Annotated in this window: 16 protein-coding genes and 1 riboswitch; of the genes, 4 read left to right on the top strand and 12 right to left on the bottom strand. The window is 66.6% G+C overall.

The genetic code is table 11. The features are described 5' to 3' along the window. Positions 1-91: 91 nt before the first annotated feature. The gene (gene pncB, locus ACQR07_RS30420; RefSeq protein ID WP_434905756.1) at positions 92-1,396 is read right to left on the bottom strand and encodes a nicotinate phosphoribosyltransferase; all 1,305 of its coding nucleotides are present in this window, start codon (positions 1,394-1,396) and stop codon (positions 92-94) included. Between the two features lie 85 nt (positions 1,397-1,481). Beyond that, positions 1,482-2,828 carry an amidase gene (locus ACQR07_RS30415; protein WP_434905755.1) on the bottom strand — a complete coding sequence of 449 codons (1,347 nt, stop codon included), beginning with the start codon at positions 2,826-2,828 and terminating at the stop codon, positions 1,482-1,484. Between the two features lie 369 nt (positions 2,829-3,197). Between ACQR07_RS30415 and ACQR07_RS30410 the strand changes: the two genes are divergently transcribed. Both ACQR07_RS30410 and ACQR07_RS30405 read left to right on the top strand, forming a co-directional pair. Further along, positions 3,198-4,475 carry a PQQ-dependent sugar dehydrogenase gene (locus tag ACQR07_RS30410; protein WP_434905754.1) on the top strand — a complete coding sequence of 426 codons (1,278 nt, stop codon included), beginning with the start codon at positions 3,198-3,200 and terminating at the stop codon, positions 4,473-4,475. A gap of 141 nt (positions 4,476-4,616) precedes the next feature. Beyond that, a complete protein-coding gene (locus ACQR07_RS30405; protein ID WP_434905753.1) occupies positions 4,617-5,192 on the top strand; it encodes a c-type cytochrome in 576 nt (191 codons plus the stop codon). A 189-nt stretch (positions 5,193-5,381) separates the two neighbouring features. Here ACQR07_RS30405 and panE read toward each other — a convergent pair whose 3' ends face one another. The 5 genes from panE to ACQR07_RS30380 form a co-directional block, all read right to left on the bottom strand. Continuing rightward, positions 5,382-6,305, bottom strand: a complete 924-nt coding sequence (gene panE / locus ACQR07_RS30400; protein ID WP_434905752.1) for a 2-dehydropantoate 2-reductase — start codon at positions 6,303-6,305, stop codon at positions 5,382-5,384. 129 nt (positions 6,306-6,434) lie between these two features. After that, positions 6,435-7,172, bottom strand: a complete 738-nt coding sequence (locus tag ACQR07_RS30395; RefSeq protein WP_434866510.1) for an SDR family oxidoreductase — start codon at positions 7,170-7,172, stop codon at positions 6,435-6,437. 102 nt (positions 7,173-7,274) lie between these two features. Then, positions 7,275-7,883 carry a 2-hydroxychromene-2-carboxylate isomerase gene (locus ACQR07_RS30390; protein ID WP_434905751.1) on the bottom strand — a complete coding sequence of 203 codons (609 nt, stop codon included), beginning with the start codon at positions 7,881-7,883 and terminating at the stop codon, positions 7,275-7,277. Between the two features lie 107 nt (positions 7,884-7,990). Continuing rightward, positions 7,991-9,337, bottom strand: a complete 1,347-nt coding sequence (locus ACQR07_RS30385) for an MATE family efflux transporter (protein ID WP_434905750.1) — start codon at positions 9,335-9,337, stop codon at positions 7,991-7,993. 110 nt (positions 9,338-9,447) lie between these two features. Then, on the bottom strand, positions 9,448-10,020 hold the full coding sequence (locus ACQR07_RS30380; protein WP_434905749.1) for a DUF2239 family protein: 573 nt from the start codon (positions 10,018-10,020) through the stop codon (positions 9,448-9,450). Positions 10,021-10,188: 168 nt separating this feature from the next. Between ACQR07_RS30380 and ACQR07_RS30375 the strand changes: the two genes are divergently transcribed. After that, a complete protein-coding gene (locus ACQR07_RS30375; RefSeq protein ID WP_434905748.1) occupies positions 10,189-10,854 on the top strand; it encodes a glutathione S-transferase family protein in 666 nt (221 codons plus the stop codon). A 3-nt stretch (positions 10,855-10,857) separates the two neighbouring features. Here the strand turns inward: ACQR07_RS30375 and ACQR07_RS30370 are convergent, their stop codons facing one another. Both ACQR07_RS30370 and ggt read right to left on the bottom strand, forming a co-directional pair. Continuing rightward, a complete protein-coding gene (locus ACQR07_RS30370; RefSeq protein ID WP_434905747.1) occupies positions 10,858-12,264 on the bottom strand; it encodes a serine hydrolase domain-containing protein in 1,407 nt (468 codons plus the stop codon). Between the two features lie 163 nt (positions 12,265-12,427). After that, positions 12,428-14,194, bottom strand: a complete 1,767-nt coding sequence (gene ggt / locus ACQR07_RS30365) for a gamma-glutamyltransferase (protein ID WP_434905746.1) — start codon at positions 14,192-14,194, stop codon at positions 12,428-12,430. A 101-nt stretch (positions 14,195-14,295) separates the two neighbouring features. Here ggt and ACQR07_RS30360 point away from each other — a divergent pair, with 101 nt between their 5' ends. After that, positions 14,296-15,699: an MFS transporter gene (locus tag ACQR07_RS30360; protein WP_434905745.1), complete on the top strand. Its 1,404-nt coding sequence runs from the start codon at positions 14,296-14,298 to the stop codon at positions 15,697-15,699. A gap of 78 nt (positions 15,700-15,777) precedes the next feature. On the opposite strand, the gene purH is transcribed toward ACQR07_RS30360, so the two are convergent. The 3 genes from purH to ACQR07_RS30345 all read right to left on the bottom strand — a co-directional run bounded on the left by purH (position 15,778) and on the right by ACQR07_RS30345 (position 21,221). Then, entirely contained in the window at positions 15,778-17,370 is a 1,593-nt protein-coding gene (gene purH / locus ACQR07_RS30355; protein ID WP_434905744.1) for a bifunctional phosphoribosylaminoimidazolecarboxamide formyltransferase/IMP cyclohydrolase, read from the bottom strand. A gap of 24 nt (positions 17,371-17,394) precedes the next feature. Beyond that, positions 17,395-17,475: riboswitch (ZMP/ZTP riboswitch) on the bottom strand. Between the two features lie 433 nt (positions 17,476-17,908). Beyond that, a complete protein-coding gene (locus ACQR07_RS30350; RefSeq protein ID WP_434905791.1) occupies positions 17,909-19,600 on the bottom strand; it encodes a heparinase II/III family protein in 1,692 nt (563 codons plus the stop codon). 268 nt (positions 19,601-19,868) lie between these two features. Further along, a complete protein-coding gene (locus ACQR07_RS30345) occupies positions 19,869-21,221 on the bottom strand; it encodes an RsmB/NOP family class I SAM-dependent RNA methyltransferase (RefSeq protein WP_434905743.1) in 1,353 nt (450 codons plus the stop codon). Positions 21,222-21,371: the final 150 nt, after the last annotated feature.

Here is a 21,371-nt window from a genome sequence, read left to right as displayed (position 1 = left end):
CCACCCGGTTGCCGTGTTTGCGGGCTGATTTTACCGCAAGCCGAACAAAGCCGGAACAAGAATCATGGGCGACGTCAGGAATATCAATTTGTCAGACGAACACCGGCATGCGAACGCGCCCGGCATCACCGAACACGCGCAGGTAGCGGGCGATCTCGGCGGGGTCGCCGGTCGCCTTCTCCGGATTGTCGGACAGCTTGACCGCGGGGCGGCCGTCGACCGAGGTCACCTTGCAGACCAGCGAGATCGGATCGAGGTCGACCGAGCCATCCGGCGAACAGCCGACGAAGTCGTTGGTGAGGTTGGTGCCCCAGCCGAACGACAGCCGTACCTGGTCGGAGAAGCGATGGTGGATGCGCTCGATCGATTTGACGTCCATCGCATCGGAGAACACCAGGAGCTTCTGCTTGGGATCGCGGCCCTTCGACTTCCACCAGGCGATGATCTCCTCGCCGGCCTCGATCGGCGGCGCGCTGTCGGGGCGGAAGCCGGTCCAGTCGGCGACCCAGTCCGGCGCATCGCGCAGGAAGGCCTTGGTGCCGAAGGCGTCGGGCAGCGCGATCAGGAGGTTGCCGGCATAGGTCTGCCGCCACTGGTCGAGAATCCGGTACGGCGCGAAGCGCAGCTCGTCGTCGTCCTTGGCGAGCGCGGCCGCGACCATCGGCAGCTCGTGGGCGTTGGTGCCGATGGCTTCGAGATCGTTGTCCATCGCCAGCAGCACGTTCGAGGTGCCGGTGAAGGATGAGCCCAGGCCTTCCTTGACGGCCTCGACGCACCAGCGCTGCCACAGGAAGCCGTGGCGGCGGCGGGTGCCGAAATCGGACAGCCGCAGGCCCTCGAGCTTGCGCAGCCGCTCCACCTTGGCCCACAGCTTGGCCTTGGCGCGGGCGAACAGCACGTCCAGCGCGAACCGGCCCTGTCCCTTCATGGCCTGGCGCGAGCGCAGCTCGTTGACGATCGCCAGCGCCGGGATCTCCCACATCGTGGTGTGGGTCCACGGCCCATGGAAATGCAGCTCGTACTGGCCGTCCGATTTGCGCAGCTCGTATTCGGGCAGCCGGAAACTGCCGAGCCAGGCGAGGAAGTCCGGCGAGAACATGTGGGTCTTGCCGTAGAAGGTATTACCCGCCAGCCAGATCAGCTCCTTCTTGGTGAAGCGGATGGTGCGGGCGTGATCGAGCTGCGCACGCAGCTCGCCCTCGTCGATGACATCGCCAAGCCGCACCCGCTTGGTGCGGTTGATGACCGAGAAGGTCACCTTCTGATCCGGATAGAACTCCCGAATCATCTGCAGCATCAGAAGCTTGTAGAAATCGGTGTCGAGCAGGCTGCGCACGATCGGATCAAGGCGCCAACCGTGATTGTAGGTTCTGCTCGCGATGTCTGTGACTGTCATATGATGGTTTTACAGCGCGGGCGCGAAAGCCGCCACTGGGCTTTGTCGCAGGGGATGCCTGCGGCGCATCGGCAGGCTTTGCGCACTAGAGGCGGGCGAGCGGCGGCAGGCCGGGATCGAACGCCAGGCTGGCCTCGACCCATTTTGCGACCCGGAGAGCCCGCACGTCGTTGCGATAGGGGCCCGCGATCTGCACGCCCAGCGGCAGGCCGTTCTTGCCGAACCCCGCCGGCAGCGCGACCGCGGGCGCCCCGACGAAGGTCCAGGGTGCGCAATATTCGGCGTCGCCGGTCCAGGCGAGGCCGCGCGGTGCCTCGCCGAACGCGGGCAGGGTGAGCACGGCGTCGAAGCCGTCGAGGTCCGCGTCCAGCGCCTTCTGCTGCGCCGCCTGCGCCGCCTTCGCGGTCAGATATTCCATCGCGGTCTTGGTTCGCCCGCTCTCGACATGCGTCTTCATGACGTCGCTGACGCGATCGGGGTAGCGCGCGATCAGATCGGAAAAGATCGTCGTCGCCTCGCTGAGCATGATCGTGGTGATCGCATCCCAATGGACCGCGTCGAGATCCGTCAGCGCGATCTCATCGACCATCGCGCCATTCGCGCGCAGCTTGTCGATGACCGCTTCGAACACCGCCTTCTGCTCGGCCTCGACGCGCTGCCATTTGGCGAAGCGCACCACGGCGAGCCGCGGCTTGGCGAGAGGCGCGAGCCCCTGCGCGATGTCGAGCGTGAACGCCGGCAGCGGTTGGCCGTGACGATCGTCGGCGCTGGTGCCTGCCAGCAACGACAATGCAAGTGCCACATCGTCGACGCGGCGGGCGAAGAAGCCGACATGGTCGAGCGAGGGGCTGAGCGGATGCACGCCTGTGCGCGGGATCGCGCCGAAACTCGGCTTGAAACCGACGACGCCGTTGAAGGCGGCGGGCCGGATCACCGAGCCCAGCGTCTGCGTGCCCAGCGCCAGCGGCACGAGCCCGGCGGCGACGGCCGCAGCCGAACCGGACGACGAGCCGCCCGGCGTGTGCGCCGGGTTCCATGGGTTCACCGTCGGACCTGGACGACGCCAGGCGAACTCGGTCGAGACCGTCTTGCCGAAGATCGTCGCACCGAGATCGCGCAGCCGCGCGACCACCCAGGCGTCCGCGTCGGGGACATGGTCGCGGTAGATCGCCGAGCCGTTGGTGGTCGGCATGTCCGACGTCGCGATGATGTCCTTGATGGCGACGGGAACTCCACCGAGCGGACCGCGCTTCGCGGTCACGTCGCGCGGCAAGAATTCGAATGCCTTGAGCTGCGGCTCGATCGCACGCGTTCTCTTCAGACACTCTTCACCATACGACGCCGCTGCTGCCGGGTCTGCCTCGAATTGCCGCAGCAGCTCGACAACGCCAGCACCGGCTTTCGGCGTGGGCAGAGAAGAATGCTCGGACATCCACGATCCCCGTCGGCACGACGTGTTGTCGCGCGGTGAACCGTCACGGCTCTCCGCGAACGAGTTCCAATCCTAGCGGCTGTTCCCGCGCGCGCCAGATCAACCGTCGATGAGGTCGTATGAATACGGCGCATGACGGCAAGATCTGCCGTGCGGCGGAAGAAGGCGCGCGCGTCATTCGCATCGTGCTCTGCATGAGATCGAGTCGAGCGGCGCATCCCGATCGCGCGTTGCCTTCGCAATGCGCTTCTCACTTGCGCGGGATGTGCTACCATTTTCGAGTCGACTACTGACGTGGCGACCAAGAACGTTCCAACACGTTCCGATAAGTAAGACGCAGCCACACGAGCTGCTCATGGGAGTGAAGCGATGACATCGGCTTTCCACCGAAGCATTCTTGCGCTTGCAACAATCAGTCTTCTCGCCGGCACCAGCATTGCCGGCGCGCAGCAGCAGCCCGACCAGGGCAAGGGCTTGAAGAAATACGAGTCCGGCACCAAGGAGTTCTGGACGCATCCGCCGGACGACTGGTTCCTCGGCGACGAAACCGAGGCGCAGAAGGGACTGGCGCCGCCCTCGGGTCCGCCGACCGGCGCATCCGACGCCGAGCTCGCCAAGATCATCAAGCAGGTGAAGTTGCCGGACGGCTTCAAGATGGAAGTCTGGGCGTCGGGCGTGCTCGCCGCGCGGCAGATGGCGTGGGGCGACAAGGGCACGCTGTTCGTCGGCTCATTCGGGCTCGGCAACGTCTATGCGATCACCGACAAGGGCGGCAAGCGCGAGGTCAAGACGGTCCTCAAGGGCCTGAACATGCCGACCGGCCTCGCCTTCCAGGACGGCAATCTCTACGTCATCGCGGTCGACAAGCTGATCAAATATGAGAATGCCGAGGCCAATGTCGACAATCTCGGCCAGGGCAAGGTGGTGTATGACGACATGCCGTCCTATGCCGCGCATGGCTGGAAGTACATCGCGGTCGACAAGGAGGGCTGGTTCTATCTGCCGTTCGGCCCGCCCTTCAACATCGGCATCCCGCCGACCTCGGTGTCGCAGATCCGCCGCGTCGATCCGCGCACCGGCAATGCCGAGATCTATGCGCTCGGCGTGCGCAACAGCGTCGGCGGCGACGTCGATCCGCGCACCGGCAAATACTGGTTCACCGAGAACGCGCGCGACTGGGTCAGCGACGATCTGCCGAGCGACAAGCTCAACATGATCTCGAAGATGGGCGAGCATTTCGGCTATCCCTATTGTCACCAGGGTGACATGCCGGATCCGAAATTCGCGATGGGCCACAAGTGCTCCGAGTTCACGCCCCCGGTGCTGAACCTCGGCGCCCACGTCGCGCCGCTCGGCATGAAGTTCTACACCGGCGACCAGTTCCCCGCCGAGTACAAGAACAACATCCTGATCGCCGAGCACGGCTCCTGGAACCGCCACAAGTACCAGGGCGCGCGGATCATGCGCGTCATTGTCGGCCCCGACGGCAAGGATGCCAAGCAGGAGGTGTTCGCTTCCGGCTTCATCGAGGGCGACCAGGGCTACCTCGGCCGTCCCGATGACATCATCCTCGCCAAGGACGGCTCGATCCTGGTGGCGGACGACTGGGCCGGTGCGATCTATCGCATCAGCTACGAGAAGAAGTGAGCCTTCGACCATCGGGGCTGCGCGCTGCCATTCTGGCGGCCGCAGCCCCAACTATTTTGAACGCAGCGCGTTGTTCCCATTTGCGGACGCGCGAGACGGCATCGCCGTGGTGCGGCCGCGGTGATACGGGGAGGATGAGACATGCGTCATGGAGTTGCCGGTCTGCTCGCGCTCGCACTGTTGAGCTGTCCGGCTGACGCGGCCGATATCGCAGCCGGCAAGGCGAAGGCGGAGCTCTGCATCGGCTGTCACGGCGAGAACGGCATCTCGCAGACCGAGAACATCCCCTCGCTCGCCGGCCAGCAGGATCAGTTCATCCAGTGGCAGCTGGTGTTCTTCCGCGCCGGCACGCGCAAGAACGAGGCGATGAAGCCGATCATCGAGCAATTGAACAACGAGGACATCCGCAACCTCGGCGCCTATTTCGCCTCGCTGCAGCCGGCCAAGCCGCCGCAGGATGACAATCCCGAACTGTCGAAGAAGGGCGCCGAAGCCGCCGCTGGACGGCGCTGCGCGTCATGCCATCTCGACAGCTATGCCGGCACCAAGGGCGTGGCCCGCGTCGCCGGCCAGCGCGAGGAATATCTCGTCAAGGCGCTTCACGACTACAAGAGCGGCCAGCGCGTCGGCGGCAGCCAGGCCGCGATGACGGATGTGGCCTACCCGCTGAGCGCCGAGGAGATCACCGCACTCGCGCATTATCTGGCGCACTTGTAGTGAAAGGTGGTGGGATGGTGCGGCCCACATCCACCGCTGTCGTCCCGGCCTTGAGCCGGGACCCATACCGCGGAATCTATCGAGGGACTTCGCTGGCAGTTGCCTGCATCACGACCGCTGCGGAGTATGGGTCCCGGCTCAAGGCCGGGACGACAGCGGAGTATGTGGCGTCACCTCGCCTCACTACGTCTATTTGCCCCTTTGCGCCTCGTACACCTTCAGCTGCGTGTAGGCGATGCGCAGCCGCGGCACTGGGACCTTGGCGGCGTCGGCGCGGGCGACGAGGTCGCCGATGACGTGATCGGCTTCGACCGGCAGGCCGGCGCGGAGATCGCGGAACATCGAGGCGGTCATCGGTGATCCCTCGGCAGTCAGCATGCCGGAGACGCGCTGGAAGAACGCGCCGGCCGGCGCGTAGCCGGCGGCCGCGGCGGTGGCGCTGCACTCGTCGAGCATGCCGAGCAGGAAATCCTTGCCGCCCGGCGCACTCAGGATCACGCCGACCGGCGCGCGCATCAACGTCGTGGACGCGGCGAGCGAGGACAGGAACACCCACTTCTCCCACATGTCCTGCATGACGTGGTCGCTGGCGGCGGCGTTGAAATTGCCGCGCTGGAAGATCTCGAAGATCGCTCGGACGCGGTCGGATGTTCCGCCGTCGCGCTCGCCGAAGCCGAGCGACTGCATCGGCTGCAGATGCACCACCTCGCGCTGCTCGTTCAGGGTCGCGGCGATGGCGCAGAGACCGCCGAGCACGCGTTCGCGTCCGAACCTGGCATCGAGGATGTCGAGATGCTTCATGCCGTTGAGCAGCGGCATGATCGCGGTGTGAGGCTCAACCGCCGGCGCGAACGAGTTGATCGCGTCATCCAAATCGTAGGCCTTGCAGCTCAGCAGCACGAGGTCGAAGTGCTGCTTCAGGCCCTCGGCCTGCACGGTCGGCGGATTGGGCAGCGTGACGTCGCCACCGGGGCTGCGGATCACGAGGCCGGCGCTGGCCAGCTCCGCCGCGCGCCGCGGGCGAACCAGGAAGGTGACATCGGCGCCGGACTGCAGCAGGCGGCCGCCGAAATAACCGCCGATGGCGCCGGCGCCGACGACGAGAATGCGCATAGGTAGGTCCCTCTGTTAGCGAGGTGCATCATGCAGAAGCGAATAGCGAATGGCGAGTAGCGAATGGGTATGGCGACCATTCCCTATCTGCGCCCCCTATTCGCTATTCCCTATTCGCCATTCGCACCCTCACCATTTTTCGCCGAACGGCCGGATCTCCATCTCGAACGTCCAGGCGCTCTTCGGCTGCTGGTAGAGCTGCCAATACGCCCCGGCGACCGAGGCGGGCGGCATCAAGAGGTCGGGGTTGTCCAGCGCCTCCTTGCCCCAGAGCTGGGCGCGGCGCTCGCGCACCCAGGCGGTGTCGACGCCGGAATCGATGATCAGATGGGCGACGTGGATGTTCTGCGGCATCAGCTCGCGCGCCATCGACTGCGCCACGGCGCGCAAGCCGAACTTGGCGGAGGCGAACGCCGCAAAGCCGGAGCCGCCGCGCAACGATGCCGTCGCGCCGGTGAAGAAGATCTTGCCGCCGCCGCGTGGCAGCATCAGCCGGGCGGCCTCGCGCCCGGTGACGAAGCCGGCCCAGCAGGCCATCTCCCAGACCTTGCGGAACACACGGTCGGTGGTCTCCAGGATCGGGAAATTGACGTTGGCGCCGACGTTGAAGATCACGACCTCGAGCGGTGCGTGCTTGTCGGCCTCGTTGAGGAAGGCGGTGGTCTCGTCCTCCTTGCGCGCATCCAGCGAGCGCGCCACGATCCGGCCGCCGGCCGCCTCGACCTCCGCCACCAGCGGTGCGAGCTTGTCGCCGTTGCGACGGCCGGCAAACACCGTGAAGCCTTCGGAGGCGAACTTCTTGACGATCTCGGCGCCGATGAAGTCGCCGGCACCGATGACGGCGACGGTGGCGTTGCGCTGTTGCATGCTTTGTCTCCATTCTCACTCGTCGTCATTGCGAGGGAAGCGACGCAATCCAGAGTCTTTGCGTGGCCCTGGATCGCTTCGTTGCGCTCGCGATGACTGAGATCATCTTCCGAGGATGTAGTCCTCGACGTCGCGCAGTTGCTCCTTGCCAAAGAACATCTCGTTGCCGACGAAGAAGGTCGGCGAGCCGAACGCGCCGCGCTCGACGGCGCGCTGCGTATTCTCGACCAGCTTGGCCTTCACCTCGGGCTCCTGGGCGCGGGCGAACAGTTTTGCGCCGTCGAGCCCCGACGAAGTGATCGCAGCGACCGCAATCTCCGGATCATCCATCTTCTTCGGCTCCCGCCACATGTGGTGGAAGGCCGCGTCGACATATTGCTCGAACACGCCCTCGAGCTGGGCAGCGATTGCCGCGCGCATCAGGTTCAGCGTGTTGACCGGGAAGTTCGGGTTCCAGACCCAGGGCTGCACCTGGAAGCGCTTGAGAAAGCGCTGCGTCTCGACCTCGTGAAACTCGCGCTTGTTCTTGATGCCGGCGAGCGACTCGGCCGGCGACTTGTTGTTGGTCGCCTTGAAGATGCCGCCGAGCAGCACCGGCACATAGGTGAACTGGACGCCGATGCGCTGGACGATCGCCGGGATCGCCTCATGGCTGAGGAACGCGTTCGGACTGCCGAAGTCGAACAGGAACTCTGGTGCGGGTCGGCTCATGGCGGTCTCCTCGGCGGTTTGTCGTATTGTGGTCCAGCGTCGCGGCTGCGTCCAGAGTTTTATGATGATCATCATATTGCGGCGGGCGGCATGAAGCGCGCGACGCCTCAGATCATTCGTTGCACCGTGCGCTTGCGCCAGACCAGTAGATAGAAGCTCATTTGCAGCAGCGCCATGGCGGCGAACGTGATCGGATACGCCAGCCAGACGCCGTCTAGCCCGATGCTGCGGCTGAGCCAGGTCGCCGCGGGCACCTCGATCAAGGCGATGCAGAACGCCGAGATCGCCAGCGGCATCCACACCGTGCCGGAGGCACGCATCGCCGCCGAGAACGTGGTCGACATGCCGAACAGCACCGAGCTCCACAGCACGATGTGCAGCGAGCGCTGCGCGACCTCGATCACCGCGGGATCGGTGATGAAGAACCCCATCAAGGTGCGCGAGAACAGATAGCCGATCGTAACCAGGCCGCCGGTCAGCAGCACGTTCATCTCGATGCCGGTGCGCACGATGCGGCCGATCTGCTGCGGCGTGCCGCGGCCGATCGCCTGGGCGCCGAAGATCGAGACCGAGATCGCGATCGACAACGCCGGGAATTGCACATAGCCGAGCACCTGGTTGACCGCGCCATAGGCCGCGGTGGCGTCCGAGCCGAAGCCGTTGACCAGCCCGACCAGCACCATCTCGGCCAGCGACATCACGATCATGCCGATGGCGGCGGGAATGCCGAGCCGCAGCACGATGCGCAGCAGCTTTGGATCGGGCCGCATGCCCCTGACGAACGCCGCATCGATGGCCAGCGGATGCCTGCGCCGCCGCAAATAGATGTGAAGCAGCGTCAGGGTGATCAGGGTGGAGATCGCGGAGGCCCATGCGGCGCTGGCGACGCCGAGGCGCGGCATGCCGAGCCAGCCGCGGATCAGCGCCGGCGTCAGCACCAGGCCGAGCGAGGTCGACGCGGCAAGCGCGGCGAGCGGCGTCACGGTGTCGCCGACGGCGCGCATCTGCGACGACAGCAGGATGTAGGCGAAGGTCAGCGGCATCGTCAGCATCATGATGCGGGCGTAGCCTGCGGCCGCGTCGAGGATGTTGGGCGGCGTGGCGAGCGCGCTGAGCAATTCGCGGCTGAACAGTCCGCCGAGCGCGATCAGGCCGGCGAGCAGCAGGGTGATGGTCAGTGTCGTGCCGGCGATCGCCTTCACCTTCGCCGGCTCCTTGGCGCCCCAGGCCTGTCCGATCAGCACGCTTGCGCCGGAGCCGAGACCCATCACGAAGGAGATGAAGAAGAACATCGCCGGGAAGAACACCGAGACGGCGGCGAGCGCCTCGACGCCGATCATCTGGCCGAGATAGACGTTGTTGATGGTGCCGAACAGCGACTGCAGGATGTTGCTGAGCATCATCGGCGCGAGAAATATCAGGAACGGCTTGCGAAGCGGAGCGGGAGTCGACACGGCAGGATTCCGTTCGCCGCTCTCGGATCGAGATGGCGGCGCGTGTTGAAAGGGATGGGACGGGAGCGCATCGGAATGGCTCTCCCGCCAGCTCATCGAAACAGGACAGATCAGTCGGCGCGGCGGCGAACAGCGAGCGCCATCACATGGTCGCGGATGTCGGCGGGCCAGTCTACGATCAAAGCCGTGACGCGTTCGAGATCGCCGGCGAACAGCGCCCGTGCCGCCTCCTCGAAGTTTCGCAGATTGCCGCCCATCGTCGACATGAAATGATAGGCGGCATCGCGCGCCTCGCGGACGCGGTCCTTGTCGCCACTGGCGCGGCGGGCCTCATGGACCAGCTTGCGCAGCGCGACCGAAGCGCCACCGGGCTGCGCGCCGAGCCACTCCCAATGCTCCGGCAGCAGCGTCACCTCGCGCGCGACGACGCCGAGCCGGGGGCGGCCACGGCCACGCGGCTCACTGGGCGCGGGCTCCGCTGTTGTCGCAGGGCTTCCAGCAAGCCTGGCCAAGATCTCCCGGTCGCTGCCGCGCAGATCGAGGTCAATCGGCCGCCCGGTGCGGTCGCTGAAGATCACGACCGGGGCCGGGCTCGCCGGCGCGTGCTTGAGCGCCAGTGCGACCTTCGGCAGCGTTCCTGCTGCGATTCGATCATGGCCTGCGAAAGCGGTGTAGGTATCCATGTCCATCTGCCCCAACTTTTTGCGGCTCATAAACTCCGGATAAAAATCGTTGTCAATATTATCCGGGTAAATTTATCACTCCTCAGAAGGCATTTCCTTACCTCGCCGAACCCGTTCCGTCCTGCTACGGAACAGCGCCCGCCACCTGATCCGCCTTCCGGGGACTTCATGCTCACCGTTCACCACCTCAACAATTCCCGCTCGCAACGCGTGCTCTGGCTGCTCGAAGAGCTTGGCGTGCCCTACGAGATCATTCGCTACGAGCGCCAGCCCGACATGCGCGCGCCGAAGGAACTGCGTGCCATCCATCCGCTCGGGAAGTCACCGGTCATCACCGACAACGGCAACACGGTCGCGGAATCCGGTGCCATCGTCGAATATCTGATCGAGACCTACGGCAATGGCCGCATGATCCCGCCGCCGAAGACGCCGGAGCGGCTGCGCTATTCCTACTGGCTGCACTACGCCGAGGGCTCGGCAATGCCGCTGCTGCTGCTCAAGCTGCTGTTCAACATCATGCCGAAGCGGGCGCCGGCGCTGCTGCGGCCGATCGTGCGCAAGGTGTCGAACCAGGCGCTGACGTCCCTGGTCAATCCGCAGCTCAAGCAGCACATGGCGTTCTGGGAGAGTGAGCTGCAGAAGAGCGACTGGTTTGCCGGCAACGAGTTCACCGCCGCTGACATCCAGATGAGCTTCCCGCTGCAGGCCGCAGCTGCCCGTGGCGGCCTCGAGCAGGGCCATCCGCGCGCGATGGACTGGCTCGCGCGCATCGAGTCGCGGCCGGCCTACAAGATCGCGCTGGAGAAGGGCGGGCCGTACGAGGTCGGTCGCTGAGCGCTACTTGGCGGCGGTCGCCGGCGATCCTGTCGCCGCGATCACCTCGCGCACCAGCCGCGCGACGCCCTTGATGTCGCCGTCCGGGTCGACGGAATCACCGAGCCGGACCACCACCATGCGCTGGCTCGGCATGATGACGAGCCGCTGGCCGAGCAGGCCGAAGGCGAAGAACGCATCCGCCGGGATGCCGGCGCGCGCACGGCCCAGTGCGTGCACATGCTGGCTGCGGTTGGTCCACAGGCCCGCGCCATAGTCGGTGTCGAGCGTCGCGGTCGCCGACATCGCCACCCAGCCTTCGGGCAGGATGCGCGTGCCGCCGACGACGCCGTCACCGAGATAGAGCAGCCCGAATTTGGCCCAGTCGCGCGCGCTCGCCAGCATGTTGGCGTGGCCCTGCATCGTGCCGGTGCCGTCATATTGCAACGTCGCGCTGCGCATGCCGAGCGGGTTGAACAACTCGCGCCATGCGAGCTCGATGGCCTGCTCCGACCCGCCGGCGGCGTCGCGGATGATGCGCGCCAGGATCTGCGTGGTCGCGCTGGAATAGGCCCAGCGCTGCCCGGGCGGAGCCAGCAGCGGCGCATGCACCGCGAAGGCCGCCATGTCGCGATGGATGTCCATCTGGCTCGACGCGTCGAAGCCCGAATTGGTCTCGTCCAGCGCCAGGCCCGACGTCATGCGCATCAGCTGCTCGATCGTGATGTCGTGGCGTGGATCTCCCGCCTCGCGCCATTCCGCCACCGGGGCCGGATTCGACGGGCTGATCCTGCCTTGCCGCGTCAGGATGCCGAGCAGGGCATTGGTGACGCTCTTGGTCATCGAGAAGCCGATCAGCGGCGTGTCGACGCCGATGTTGGGCGCATAGCGTTCCGCGATCAGGCGTCCGTCCTTGACGATGACGACGGCCTTGGTGCGCCGGAACGGCGGAGCGGCCGGCTCCTCGAACGCGTGATCGAGCGCCGCTCTGAGCGTGGCGTCACCGGGCTCCACGGGGGCGCCGTCGGGAAAGTCGGGCAAGGCCGGCGCAGGTCCAACCGCACGCAACGCGGCAATGTCGCTATGCGGCACGTAAGGCGGCTTCTGGCCCTGAAGGGCCACGCAGCCGAGCCCGTCATGGAACGTCGCCCGGGTGGCGTGAAGACCGAGCAGCGAGGCTTCCACCATGCGCGTGTCGGTTTCGACGCGGTAGCGCATCACGGCGCGCAGGCGGCGCAGCCCTGGACGTTCCATCGTCTCCGCGAACACCGCTTGCGGCTCGAGGCCGGAGACGAAGGTCTTGGCGCAGATCATCTCGGCCACGGCGGTGGTCGCCGCGCGCAAGGCCCGGTCGGGCCGATAGGTGAGCCAGCCCGCAACCAGCAGACCGGCAAACACCAGGAGGCCGACAAATAATCTTCGCAAGTTCACCAGAACGCCTGAAATCGTCTTGCGGGCCAGCCACGCGGCTCCCTCTGATCACTTCTAACGCGGCTTCAGCACCTCGCCAACGGAGCGACATGGCGGAACGCGCACGCCGGGCGGCGGCAAATCGTCATCCTGGCAGTCAGGAGCGGATCGGGCGGCGGACGCCTCAGCGTCCCGCCGCGGTCGATCCCTTGCTGCGCGGGTCGGGGGCGCCGACCAGGCCATCCGCCGTCACCAGGATCGAATTGGCCGAGGTGCGTCCCATCGGCTCCTCGATCTTGTGACCTCGCGCCCGCAGATCGGCGAGGACATTGTCGGCAAAACCTTTCTCGACCCGCACCTCGTCGGGCATCCATTGATGGTGCAGGCGCGGAGCGCTGACCGCGTCGCGGACATCCATGTGATAGTCGAGCACGTTCACGATCACCTGCAGCACGGTCGAGATGATCCGGCTGCCGCCCGGCGAGCCCGTCACCAGCACCGGCTTGCCGTCCTTCAGCACGATGGTCGGCGACATCGACGACAGCGGCCGCTTACCGGGGCCCGGCAGATTGGCCTCGAAACCCACCAGGCCGAAGGCGTTGGACGCGCCGGGCGCCGCGGTGAAATCGTCGAGCTCGTTGTTCAGCAGCACGCCGGTGCCTTCGGCGACCAGGCCGACGCCATAGGGGAAGTTCAGCGTGTAGGTGTTGCTGACGGCGTTGCCGTCATTGTCGACGACTGAGAAATGCGTGGTGTTGCTGCCCTCGCGCAGCGGCTTGATGTTGAGGACGTCACCGGCACTGGTGGAGCGCGCGGAATCGATGCCCTCGCGCTGGCGCGCGGCGTAGTCCTTCTCCAGCATCGCCCGGACGGGGGCGTCGACGAAGGCGGGATCGCCGAGATAGCGGGCGCGGTCGGCATAGGCGCGCTTCATCGCCTCGATCAGCAGGTGCAGCGAGGCCGGCGAGCCCTGCTTGAGATCGGCCAGCTGAAAGCCTTCGAGGATGTTCAGCATCTCGACCAGAACGGTTCCGCCCGAGGATGGCAGCGGCATCGAGACGATGTCGTAGCCGCGATAGGTGCCGCGCACAGGGCTCCGCAGCACCGGCTGATAGGATTTCAGGTCGGCCGCCGTCATGATGCCGCCCGCAGCCTGGATCGCCTTGACGAGCCGCTCGGCGACCGGGCCTTCGTAGAATCCGCGCGGCCCTTGATCGGCGACAACGGTCAGCGTCGCGGCGAGGTCGCGCTGCACCAGCCGGTCGCTCTCCTTCAGCGCCGTGCCGTCCGGCCGCATGAAGATCGCGGCAGAGGAAGGCCATTTCGCCAGCCGCGGCGCCATCATCGGCAGCGTGAACGCCACGTCGTCGGCGACCGGGATGCCGTCGCGCGCCAGCACGATCGCGGGATGCAGCAGCTGCGCCAGGCTGAACTTGCCCGAGCCGTATTTGTCCAGCGCCAGCGCGAGGCCGGCGACCGAGCCGGGCACACCGATCGAGAGCGCCGAGTCGCGCGACTTGCTGATATCAGGCTTGCCGTCGGCGCCGAGGAAGATGTCGCGCGTCATCGCGGCAGGGCCGGTCTCGCGATAGTCGATCGCGACGTCCTCGTTGCTCTTGGCAAGGTGAATCACCATGAAGCCGCCGCCGCCGATATTGCCGGCGACCGGGTAGGTGACCGCCATCGCAAAGCCGGTGGCGACGGCGGCATCGACCGCATTGCCGCCGAGCGCGAGGACGCGCTGGCCGACCTGCGCCGCGATCCGTTCCTGCGCGACGACCATGCCATGCGCAGGCGGCTGCGCCGGCGCGGTGACGTTGGGCGGCTCGGGGATGTCGCCGGATCCGGGGTCGAACGCCCACGCCGGCCGGCCTGCCAGCAACACAGCGAACCCTGCGAACAGCACGAATCCTGACAGGAGTCGCCGTCGATCAATCGTGAACCTGGCCATCGCGATTCCGCCGTTGCTGACATCCGCTGGGGATCGTCAGATGTTATAGGGCCTCATCGCCGGCGTAAAACCGCGACACCGTGATCCCAGAGGATTTCCGCATGGCCGTCACCACGATCGAGACCTCCGACGCCGTCGACGGCCGAACCTATCCCGGTCGGGCCGCGGTCGTCAGCTGGATCTTCTTTGATTGGGCGACGCAGCCCTATTTCACGCTGATCACGACCTTCGTCTTCGCCCCCTATTTCGCGGCGCATGTCGCGCCTGATGCCGCCAGTGGTCAGGCGCTATGGGGATTCGCGACCGCCGCAGCCGGCATGGTGATTGCGCTGCTGTCACCGGTGCTCGGCGCCATCGCCGACGCCACCGGTCGACGCAAGCCGTGGATCGCGGTGTTCGGCGGCATGCTGGTGATCGGCTCCGCATTGATGTGGATCGGACGACCCGGCGCGCCCGAGCTGATCCCGCCGCTGCTCGCGGCCTATGTCATCGCCACCATCGGCGTCGAGTTCGCGACCGTGTTCAACAATGCGATGATGCCGACCCTGGTGCCGCCCGAGCGTATCGGCCGGCTGTCCGGCACCGGCTGGGCCACCGGCTATGTCGGCGGCATTCTGTCGCTGGTCATCGTGCTCGGCTTTCTCGCCGCCAATCCCGACACCGGCCGTACGCTGTTCGGGGTCACGCCACTTTTCGGGCTCGATCCCCTGACGCATCAGGGCGACCGCATCTCCGGGCCGCTCACCGGCATCTGGTTCATCCTGTTCGTGCTGCCGATGTTCCTGTTCACGCCGGATTTTCCGGCGCGGCATCGGCTCGGCGTGGCGGTGCGCGAAGGCCTCGGCCAGTTGAAGCAGACCTTGCGCAGCCTGCCGCAGCAGCGCGACGTGGCGCTGTTTCTCATCGCCAACATGATCTACACCGATGGGCTGGTCTCGCTGTTTGCGTTCGGCGGCATCTATGCGGCGGGCACGTTCGGCTGGAACACGATCCAGATCGGCACCTTCGGCATCATCCTCGCCGCTGCCGGCACCTTTGGCGGCTGGCTCGGCGGCAAGCTCGATGATCGGCTTGGACCCAAGCGCGTGATCGCCGGCAGCATGAGCCTGCTGCTGCTCGCGATCATCGCGATCCTGCTGGTGAGCCGCGATTCGATCCTGTTCATTCCGGTGACATCAGTCGTTCCGGGCGGACCGCTGTTCGCCTCGCTGCCGGAGCGCGCCTATCTGCTGCTCGGCTGCGTCATCGGCGCCTGCGGCGCGCCGCTGCAGGCGGCATCGCGCTCGCTGCTGATCCGCATGGTGCCGAAGGAGCGCGTGGCGCAGTATTTCGGCCTGTTCGCGCTGACCGGCAAGGTGACGTCGTTCATCGGCCCGCTGCTGATCGGCATCATCACCGCTGTCACCGCGAGCCAGAAGGCCGGCATGGCCGTGCTGGTGCTGTTCTTCGCGGCCGGGCTGGTGCTGCTGGCGCGGGTGAACGCGGAACGTCATGCCCGGGCTTGACCCGGGCATCCATCTCCCTTCGATAAACTCTTCTCTGGATGATGGATTGCCGGTTCAAGCCCGGCAATGACGACCTGACTAGTGCCGGAAATGCCGGACGCCGGTGAGCACCATGGCGATGCCGTGCTCGTCGGCGGCCTTGATGACCTCGTCGTCGCGCACTGATCCGCCCGGCTGAATGACCGCAGTCGCGCCGGCCTCGATGCAGGCGAGCATGCCGTCGGCGAACGGGAAAAACGCGTCGGACGCGACAACTGAGCCCTTGGTCAGCGGCTCAGCCAGTTTCAGCTCCGCGGCGGCATCCAGCGCCTTGCGCGCGGCGATGCGCGCCGAATCGACCCGGCTCATCTGGCCCGCGCCGATGCCGACGGTCGCCGAGTCCTTTGCATAGACGATGGTGTTCGACTTCACGTGCTTGGCGACGCGGAAGGCGAAGCGCAGGTCGCGCAGCTCGGCCTCGGTCGGCGCGCGCTTGGTGACGACCTTGAGCGTCATGTCGTCGACCACGGCATTGTCGCGGCTCTGCACCAGCAGGCCGCCGGCCACCGTCTTGGCGGTGAGGCCGGCCTCGCGCGGATCGGGCAGGTCGCCGGCGAGCAGCAGCCGCAGATTCTTACGGCCGGCGATGATCGCGATCGCCTCGTCGGTGGCGTCGGGCGCGATGATCACCTCGGTGAAGATGCCGGTGATGGCGCGCGCGGTGGCCGCGTCGAGCTTGCGGTTCATCGCGATGATGCCGCCGAACGCCGAGGTGGAATCGCAGGCCAGCGCCTTTTGATAGGCGGTGACGAGATCGGGACCTTCGGCGACGCCGCAGGGGTTGGCGTGCTTGACGATGACGCAGGCGGCCGTGCGTGCCGGATCGAACTCGGCAATGCACTCATAGGCCGCGTCGGTGTCGTTGATGTTGTTGTAGGACAGTTCCTTGCCCTGCATCTGCCGCGCAGTGGCGACGCCGGGGCGGCGGCCGGGCAACGCGTAGAACGCCGCGTGCTGGTGCGGATTCTCGCCATAGCGCAGCGACTGGATCAGCTTGCCGCCGAACGCGCGATAATCGGGCGCGTCGTTCTGGATGGTGGCGGCGAACCAGTTTGAGATCGCGGCGTCATAGGCGGCGGTGCGGGCATAGGCCTTGGCGGCGAGCCGGCGGCGCAGCAGCAGCGTGGTCGATCCGTCGTGGCGCGCGAGGTCCTCGAGCACAGCCTCGTAGTCGTTGACGTCGACGACGACCGCGACATCGCCGTGGTTCTTCGACGCCGCGCGGATCATCGCCGGGCCGCCGATGTCGATGTTCTCGATGCAGTCGCTGAACGGCGCGCCGCGCTCGACCGTGGCCTCGAACGGATAGAGGTTGACGACGAGCAGGTCGATCGGCGCGATGCCGTGGGTCTGCATCGCTTCGGTGTGCTCGTCATTGCCGCGGATCGCGAGCAGGCCGCCATGCACCTTCGGATGCAGCGTCTTGACGCGGCCGTCCATCATCTCGGGAAAGCCGGTGAGGTCAGAGACATCCTTCACCTTCAAGCCGGCTTCGGCGATCGCCTTGGCGGTGCCGCCGGTGGAGATCAGTTCGACGCCGCGGGCTGCGAGCGCCAGCGCGAAGTCGGCCAGGCGGGTCTTGTCGGACACGGAGAGCAGAGCACGGCGGACGGGACGTAGCTGGTTGGTCATGGCAAAGAGTCCTGTTGCAGGAGTTCAATTTGCCCAGGCGCACGGCGGTCGATCCCGCGCTCCCCGATGGTGCTCCATCCAAAGTCGCCAGTCGCGCGAGAGCCGGGTGGATATCAGCTTTTGCCGGCGGCGACAACGGGGGTGTGTTTCAGCTCGTAGCTATGGCCGTTCGCCGCGCTCACGATGGTACGCTGAATCATTGAGGCAATCTCTGCCGGCATGCACGGTACAACCTCTCCCCGCCCTTCGCGGGGAGAGGTCGGATTGCGCAGCAATCCGGGTGAGGGGCATGGCACATCGGCAACCCCACAAGAGATTTTTCGGACAGGCACGGCCGCGCCAGGACGCGATACGCCGTAGAGATGGATCTTGTGCCAAGCTGAGCAAGGCGAATTTCGCTGTAGATGGATGCACTGCCCGTGCGGCTGCCCCTCACCCCGACCCTCTCCCCGTGAAGAACGGGGAGAGGGAGCGCACAGTGATTGCGGCGCCAGTTCGTATTACCGTCCTAAAAAGGCTGCTTACTGACCGCCACCGCTCACAGCGGCAGCTCCGGCTCACGCCGCGCGTTCCGGCGCGCATTGGTTTCGCTCGGGGAGGTCGACGAGCGCACGAAGCTCCAGCGGATCGAGGGGGCCTGTTGGGCGTCCTGGCGGATGACGAGCTGGGTGGTGCGGCGCGGGCCGTCATTGCCGGCGAGGAACACGCTGTCCTCCAGCTCGACAAGGTCGTCGGCCGTCTCGAACGTCCAGACCTCGCGATTGGGCAGCACCAGCATCGCGCCGCGGCCGTCGCTGAGCCGGCTGGCCTTGACCGCCGGATGCAGATGGAAGCGCAGCGTGTAGTCGGAGCCGGTGCCGCGCAGCCGCGCGCCCTGCGCCGGAGTCACGGTGTCCTCGCCGTCGAGACGCGAGCCGTCATTGGCGGCGACCAGCACGCGGCGATGGATCAGGCCGAACTTCGCCGCGTAGCCATTGTGCGAGGTCGACAGCACGGTGCCGTCGGGCACGGTCTCGCGGAAATTCTCGACGCGGGTCGGGCCCGACACGATCGGCGCGCCATGCAGCAGGCGCTTCATCGCCGACATCTCGACGAAGGTGCAGCACGAGGTGTTGTGATAGGTCAGCGTCGAATGCGCCACGGTGCTGCGCGCGAAGGTCCGCCAATTGTCGCGGCCGGTGGACGGCATGCCGCAATTGATCACGATGCGGCAGGCGCCTGAGGACAGCTCGAACGCCAGGCAGCCGGCATGCGCCTCGTGGCTGAGATGCGGCGGCGGCGGCGGGCCGGTGTCGACGATCACGGTCATCGCGCCGGCATCCAGGCGCTGGAAGCCGGAATGCGGCATGTTCGCCATCGGCGTGCCGTAGGTGTCGTCATAGGCGAGCAGCGTCGCCAGCAGGTCGGACGGCGTGCCGCCCATGCCGTTGAACAGCGCCATGTTGCCGTCGCCGTGGCGGAAGAAGCGCAGCATCGGCATCATGCGGTCGATGGCGTTGAGCAGCGCCGGCGGCGGCGCGATGTTGCGCGCGGCGAAGGTCTGGCGCAGCGGCAGCAGGTCGATCAGGAGCTCGATCAGCGCGCCGGGATTGCGCGAGACGTGGCCGCCGTCGGGCAGGATCTGGCGCTGCAGCTCGTCGGAGAGTTTCCGGCTGGCGCTGCGGACGTGCTTGGACTGGTTGGCGAGGCACAGCGCGGCGTAGCACAGTGCGATCAGCACCTGCAGCCGCGGCACCCCATCCGGAATGTCGATGGTCGAATAGCGCAGATAGCGGATTTCACGGCTCAGCCCGCGCAGATAGCGCCGGTAGAACTTGCCGTCGGAATCCGCCAGCACCAGCGGCGCCTGCGACAGCAGCGAGATCACGCGGCGCGCCAGCACGTCGGCGCGGCGGCTCAGCGGATGCCGCCCGATCTGGTTGGTGATCCAGTCCTCGACCAGCGCACGGGCATTGGCACGGGTCAGCGCGGTGTCGGCTGCGCGAAGATGCCGCAGCCAGCCGAAGCCGAGCAGCGCGACCTCCCAGTCCTCCGACGGCGGCTCGAGGTCGAAGATCGAGCGCCCGTGGCAGGTCACGATCTTGCCGGCGAACACGAAGCGGCCGGCATAGATCTCCGCCGCCCGAGTGGCGTCCGACGTGCGTAGGTCGTGCGGGGCGATGATCAGCCGATCGGCGCGTCCCGGCCACAATCCGGTCACCGATACCGACGCCCCGCCGACATGCGAGATCAGGCTCCGCGCGAAGCGGCCTGCTACCAGCGTCGATATGCGTCTGCGTTGAGCGGCGGACACGCCAAGCCTTGGATTCAGAGGGGGGATTCGGTTGCGGACCCTTCATAGATCGCAACTGCCGCCGATACACCATTTTTGGCCCCGGTGCAGCACCATCGCGGGACCAGAATCTGGTGCAAAATTCAGGATTTAACCGACTGACGCAACGCGGACGCCTCAACCCGCTACCGGCGCAGGCCGACGCACGTCATGCACGATGACACGCTCAAGGCCGCCGCTCCAGTCTCGCCGCATAAAAACCGTCGAGACCCCCGAGACGTGGATCCTGGTGCGGCAAATGGCTGGGAAGAGTTCGCAGATCGCCCGCCTCGGTGATGAGCTCCGCCAGTCCGGCGACCTCGCCCGGGGTAATCGGGATGCGCCGCAGCTCGCTCGTTCCGGCGAGGACGCCGTCGACCAGCTGCTCGCCCTCCTCGGGCTCCAGCGAGCAAGTGCAATAGACCAGGGTTCCTCCTGGCCTGAGCAGGCTCGCGGCCCTGGTCAGCAGCCGCGCCTGCAGGCCCGACAGGCCGGTGATGTCGGCCTCGCTGCGCAGCCAGCCGACGTCGGGATGGCGGCGGATGGTGCCGGTCGAGGTGCAGGGCGCATCGACCAGGATGGCGTCGAAGCTGCCGGCCTGCGCCGGTTGCCACTCGGCAGCGTCGGCGACCACCGTCTCGGCCGTCAGCTGCAGCCGGGTCATGTTGTCCTTCAACCGGTTCATGCGGGCCGGCGAACGGTCCACGGCCGTGACATGGGCGCCGCCATGGGCGAGCTGTGCGGTCTTGCCGCCGGGCGCAGCGCACAGGTCCGCGATGGTCTTTCCGGTGACGTCGCCGAACAGGCGCGCCGGCAGCGCGGCGGCCGCGTCCTGCACCCACCATTGTCCTTCAGCGAAGCCGGGCAGGACGGTCACTGAGCCGTGCAGCAAGGTGCGGACGGTCCCTGTCGGCAGCACCTCGCCATGCAGCCGCGTCGCCCATTGCGACGGGTCCGACTTGACGGTGAGATCGAGCGACGGCTCCTGGCCCAGCGCGGCCGCGATGTCCCTGGCGGTCGCTTCGCCATAATGGGCGGTCCAGCGCTTCAACAGCCACGGAGCAATGTCGAGCGGCTGGCCCTTCACCTCCTCGAGGAGGCCCGCGCCCTCGCGCGCGCAGCGCCGCAGCACGGCGTTGACGAGACCCGCGTATTTGGCGGCGCGCCGGTCGGCCTGCACCAGCCGGACCGAGAGGTCGACGGCGGCGTGGTCGGGAACATCCATCCACAGAATCTGCGCGGCGCCAATCAGCAGCGCGCTCTGCGCGCGGGGTGCATCGGTCGGAACGCCGCGATCGAGCAGCCGCGACAGCACATGGCCGAGCGTGCCCAGCCGCCGCAAGGTGGTTGCGACCATCCGGCGCATCAGCGCGCGGTCACGGTCGGCGAGGTGCTTCAGTCCCGGATGAGCGCCGCTGCCATCGAGCTGGTCGTCGAGCGTGCGATGCTTGTGCAAGACGCCATCGACGACGTCAGCAGCGATCCGCCGTGCTGCGAGGCCGGGGACTTCGGAAGGGGTCGCGAAACGCGGCGGGGGCATGCGGGGGAGTCACTCGCGAAGAGAAGAAAGGCAGTTCCGCGACGATCGGGTGCATGCCATCAGCTTGCGGGTCCTCTGCCACCGGAATATGCCAAATCTAAGAATCGGCTCTGCTTTTATTAGCCCTGTTTTTTCATGGGTGGTCACACG

The sequence above is a fragment of the Bradyrhizobium sp. HKCCYLS20291 genome, assembly GCF_051167715.1.
Lineage (GTDB): Bacteria > Pseudomonadota > Alphaproteobacteria > Rhizobiales > Xanthobacteraceae > Bradyrhizobium.
The sequence above is the reverse complement of the archived record's forward strand: the minus strand, read 5'-3'. Positions and strand labels throughout refer to the sequence as shown.

Coding starts and splice junctions, on each gene's coding strand:
- ACQR07_RS30410 (WP_434905754.1), top strand. CDS start 3,198: ATGACATCGGCTTTCCACCGAAGCATTCTTGCGCTTGCAACAATCAGT.
- ggt (WP_434905746.1), bottom strand. CDS start 14,194: ATGGCCAGGTTCACGATTGATCGACGGCGACTCCTGTCAGGATTCGTG.
- panE (WP_434905752.1), bottom strand. CDS start 6,305: ATGCGCATTCTCGTCGTCGGCGCCGGCGCCATCGGCGGTTATTTCGGC.
- ACQR07_RS30390 (WP_434905751.1), bottom strand. CDS start 7,883: ATGAGCCGACCCGCACCAGAGTTCCTGTTCGACTTCGGCAGTCCGAAC.
- pncB (WP_434905756.1), bottom strand. CDS start 1,396: ATGACAGTCACAGACATCGCGAGCAGAACCTACAATCACGGTTGGCGC.
- purH (WP_434905744.1), bottom strand. CDS start 17,370: ATGACCAACCAGCTACGTCCCGTCCGCCGTGCTCTGCTCTCCGTGTCC.
- ACQR07_RS30360 (WP_434905745.1), top strand. CDS start 14,296: ATGGCCGTCACCACGATCGAGACCTCCGACGCCGTCGACGGCCGAACC.
- ACQR07_RS30395 (WP_434866510.1), bottom strand. CDS start 7,172: ATGCAACAGCGCAACGCCACCGTCGCCGTCATCGGTGCCGGCGACTTC.
- ACQR07_RS30415 (WP_434905755.1), bottom strand. CDS start 2,828: ATGTCCGAGCATTCTTCTCTGCCCACGCCGAAAGCCGGTGCTGGCGTT.
- ACQR07_RS30345 (WP_434905743.1), bottom strand. CDS start 21,221: ATGCCCCCGCCGCGTTTCGCGACCCCTTCCGAAGTCCCCGGCCTCGCA.
- ACQR07_RS30405 (WP_434905753.1), top strand. CDS start 4,617: ATGCGTCATGGAGTTGCCGGTCTGCTCGCGCTCGCACTGTTGAGCTGT.
- ACQR07_RS30375 (WP_434905748.1), top strand. CDS start 10,189: ATGCTCACCGTTCACCACCTCAACAATTCCCGCTCGCAACGCGTGCTC.
- ACQR07_RS30380 (WP_434905749.1), bottom strand. CDS start 10,020: ATGGATACCTACACCGCTTTCGCAGGCCATGATCGAATCGCAGCAGGA.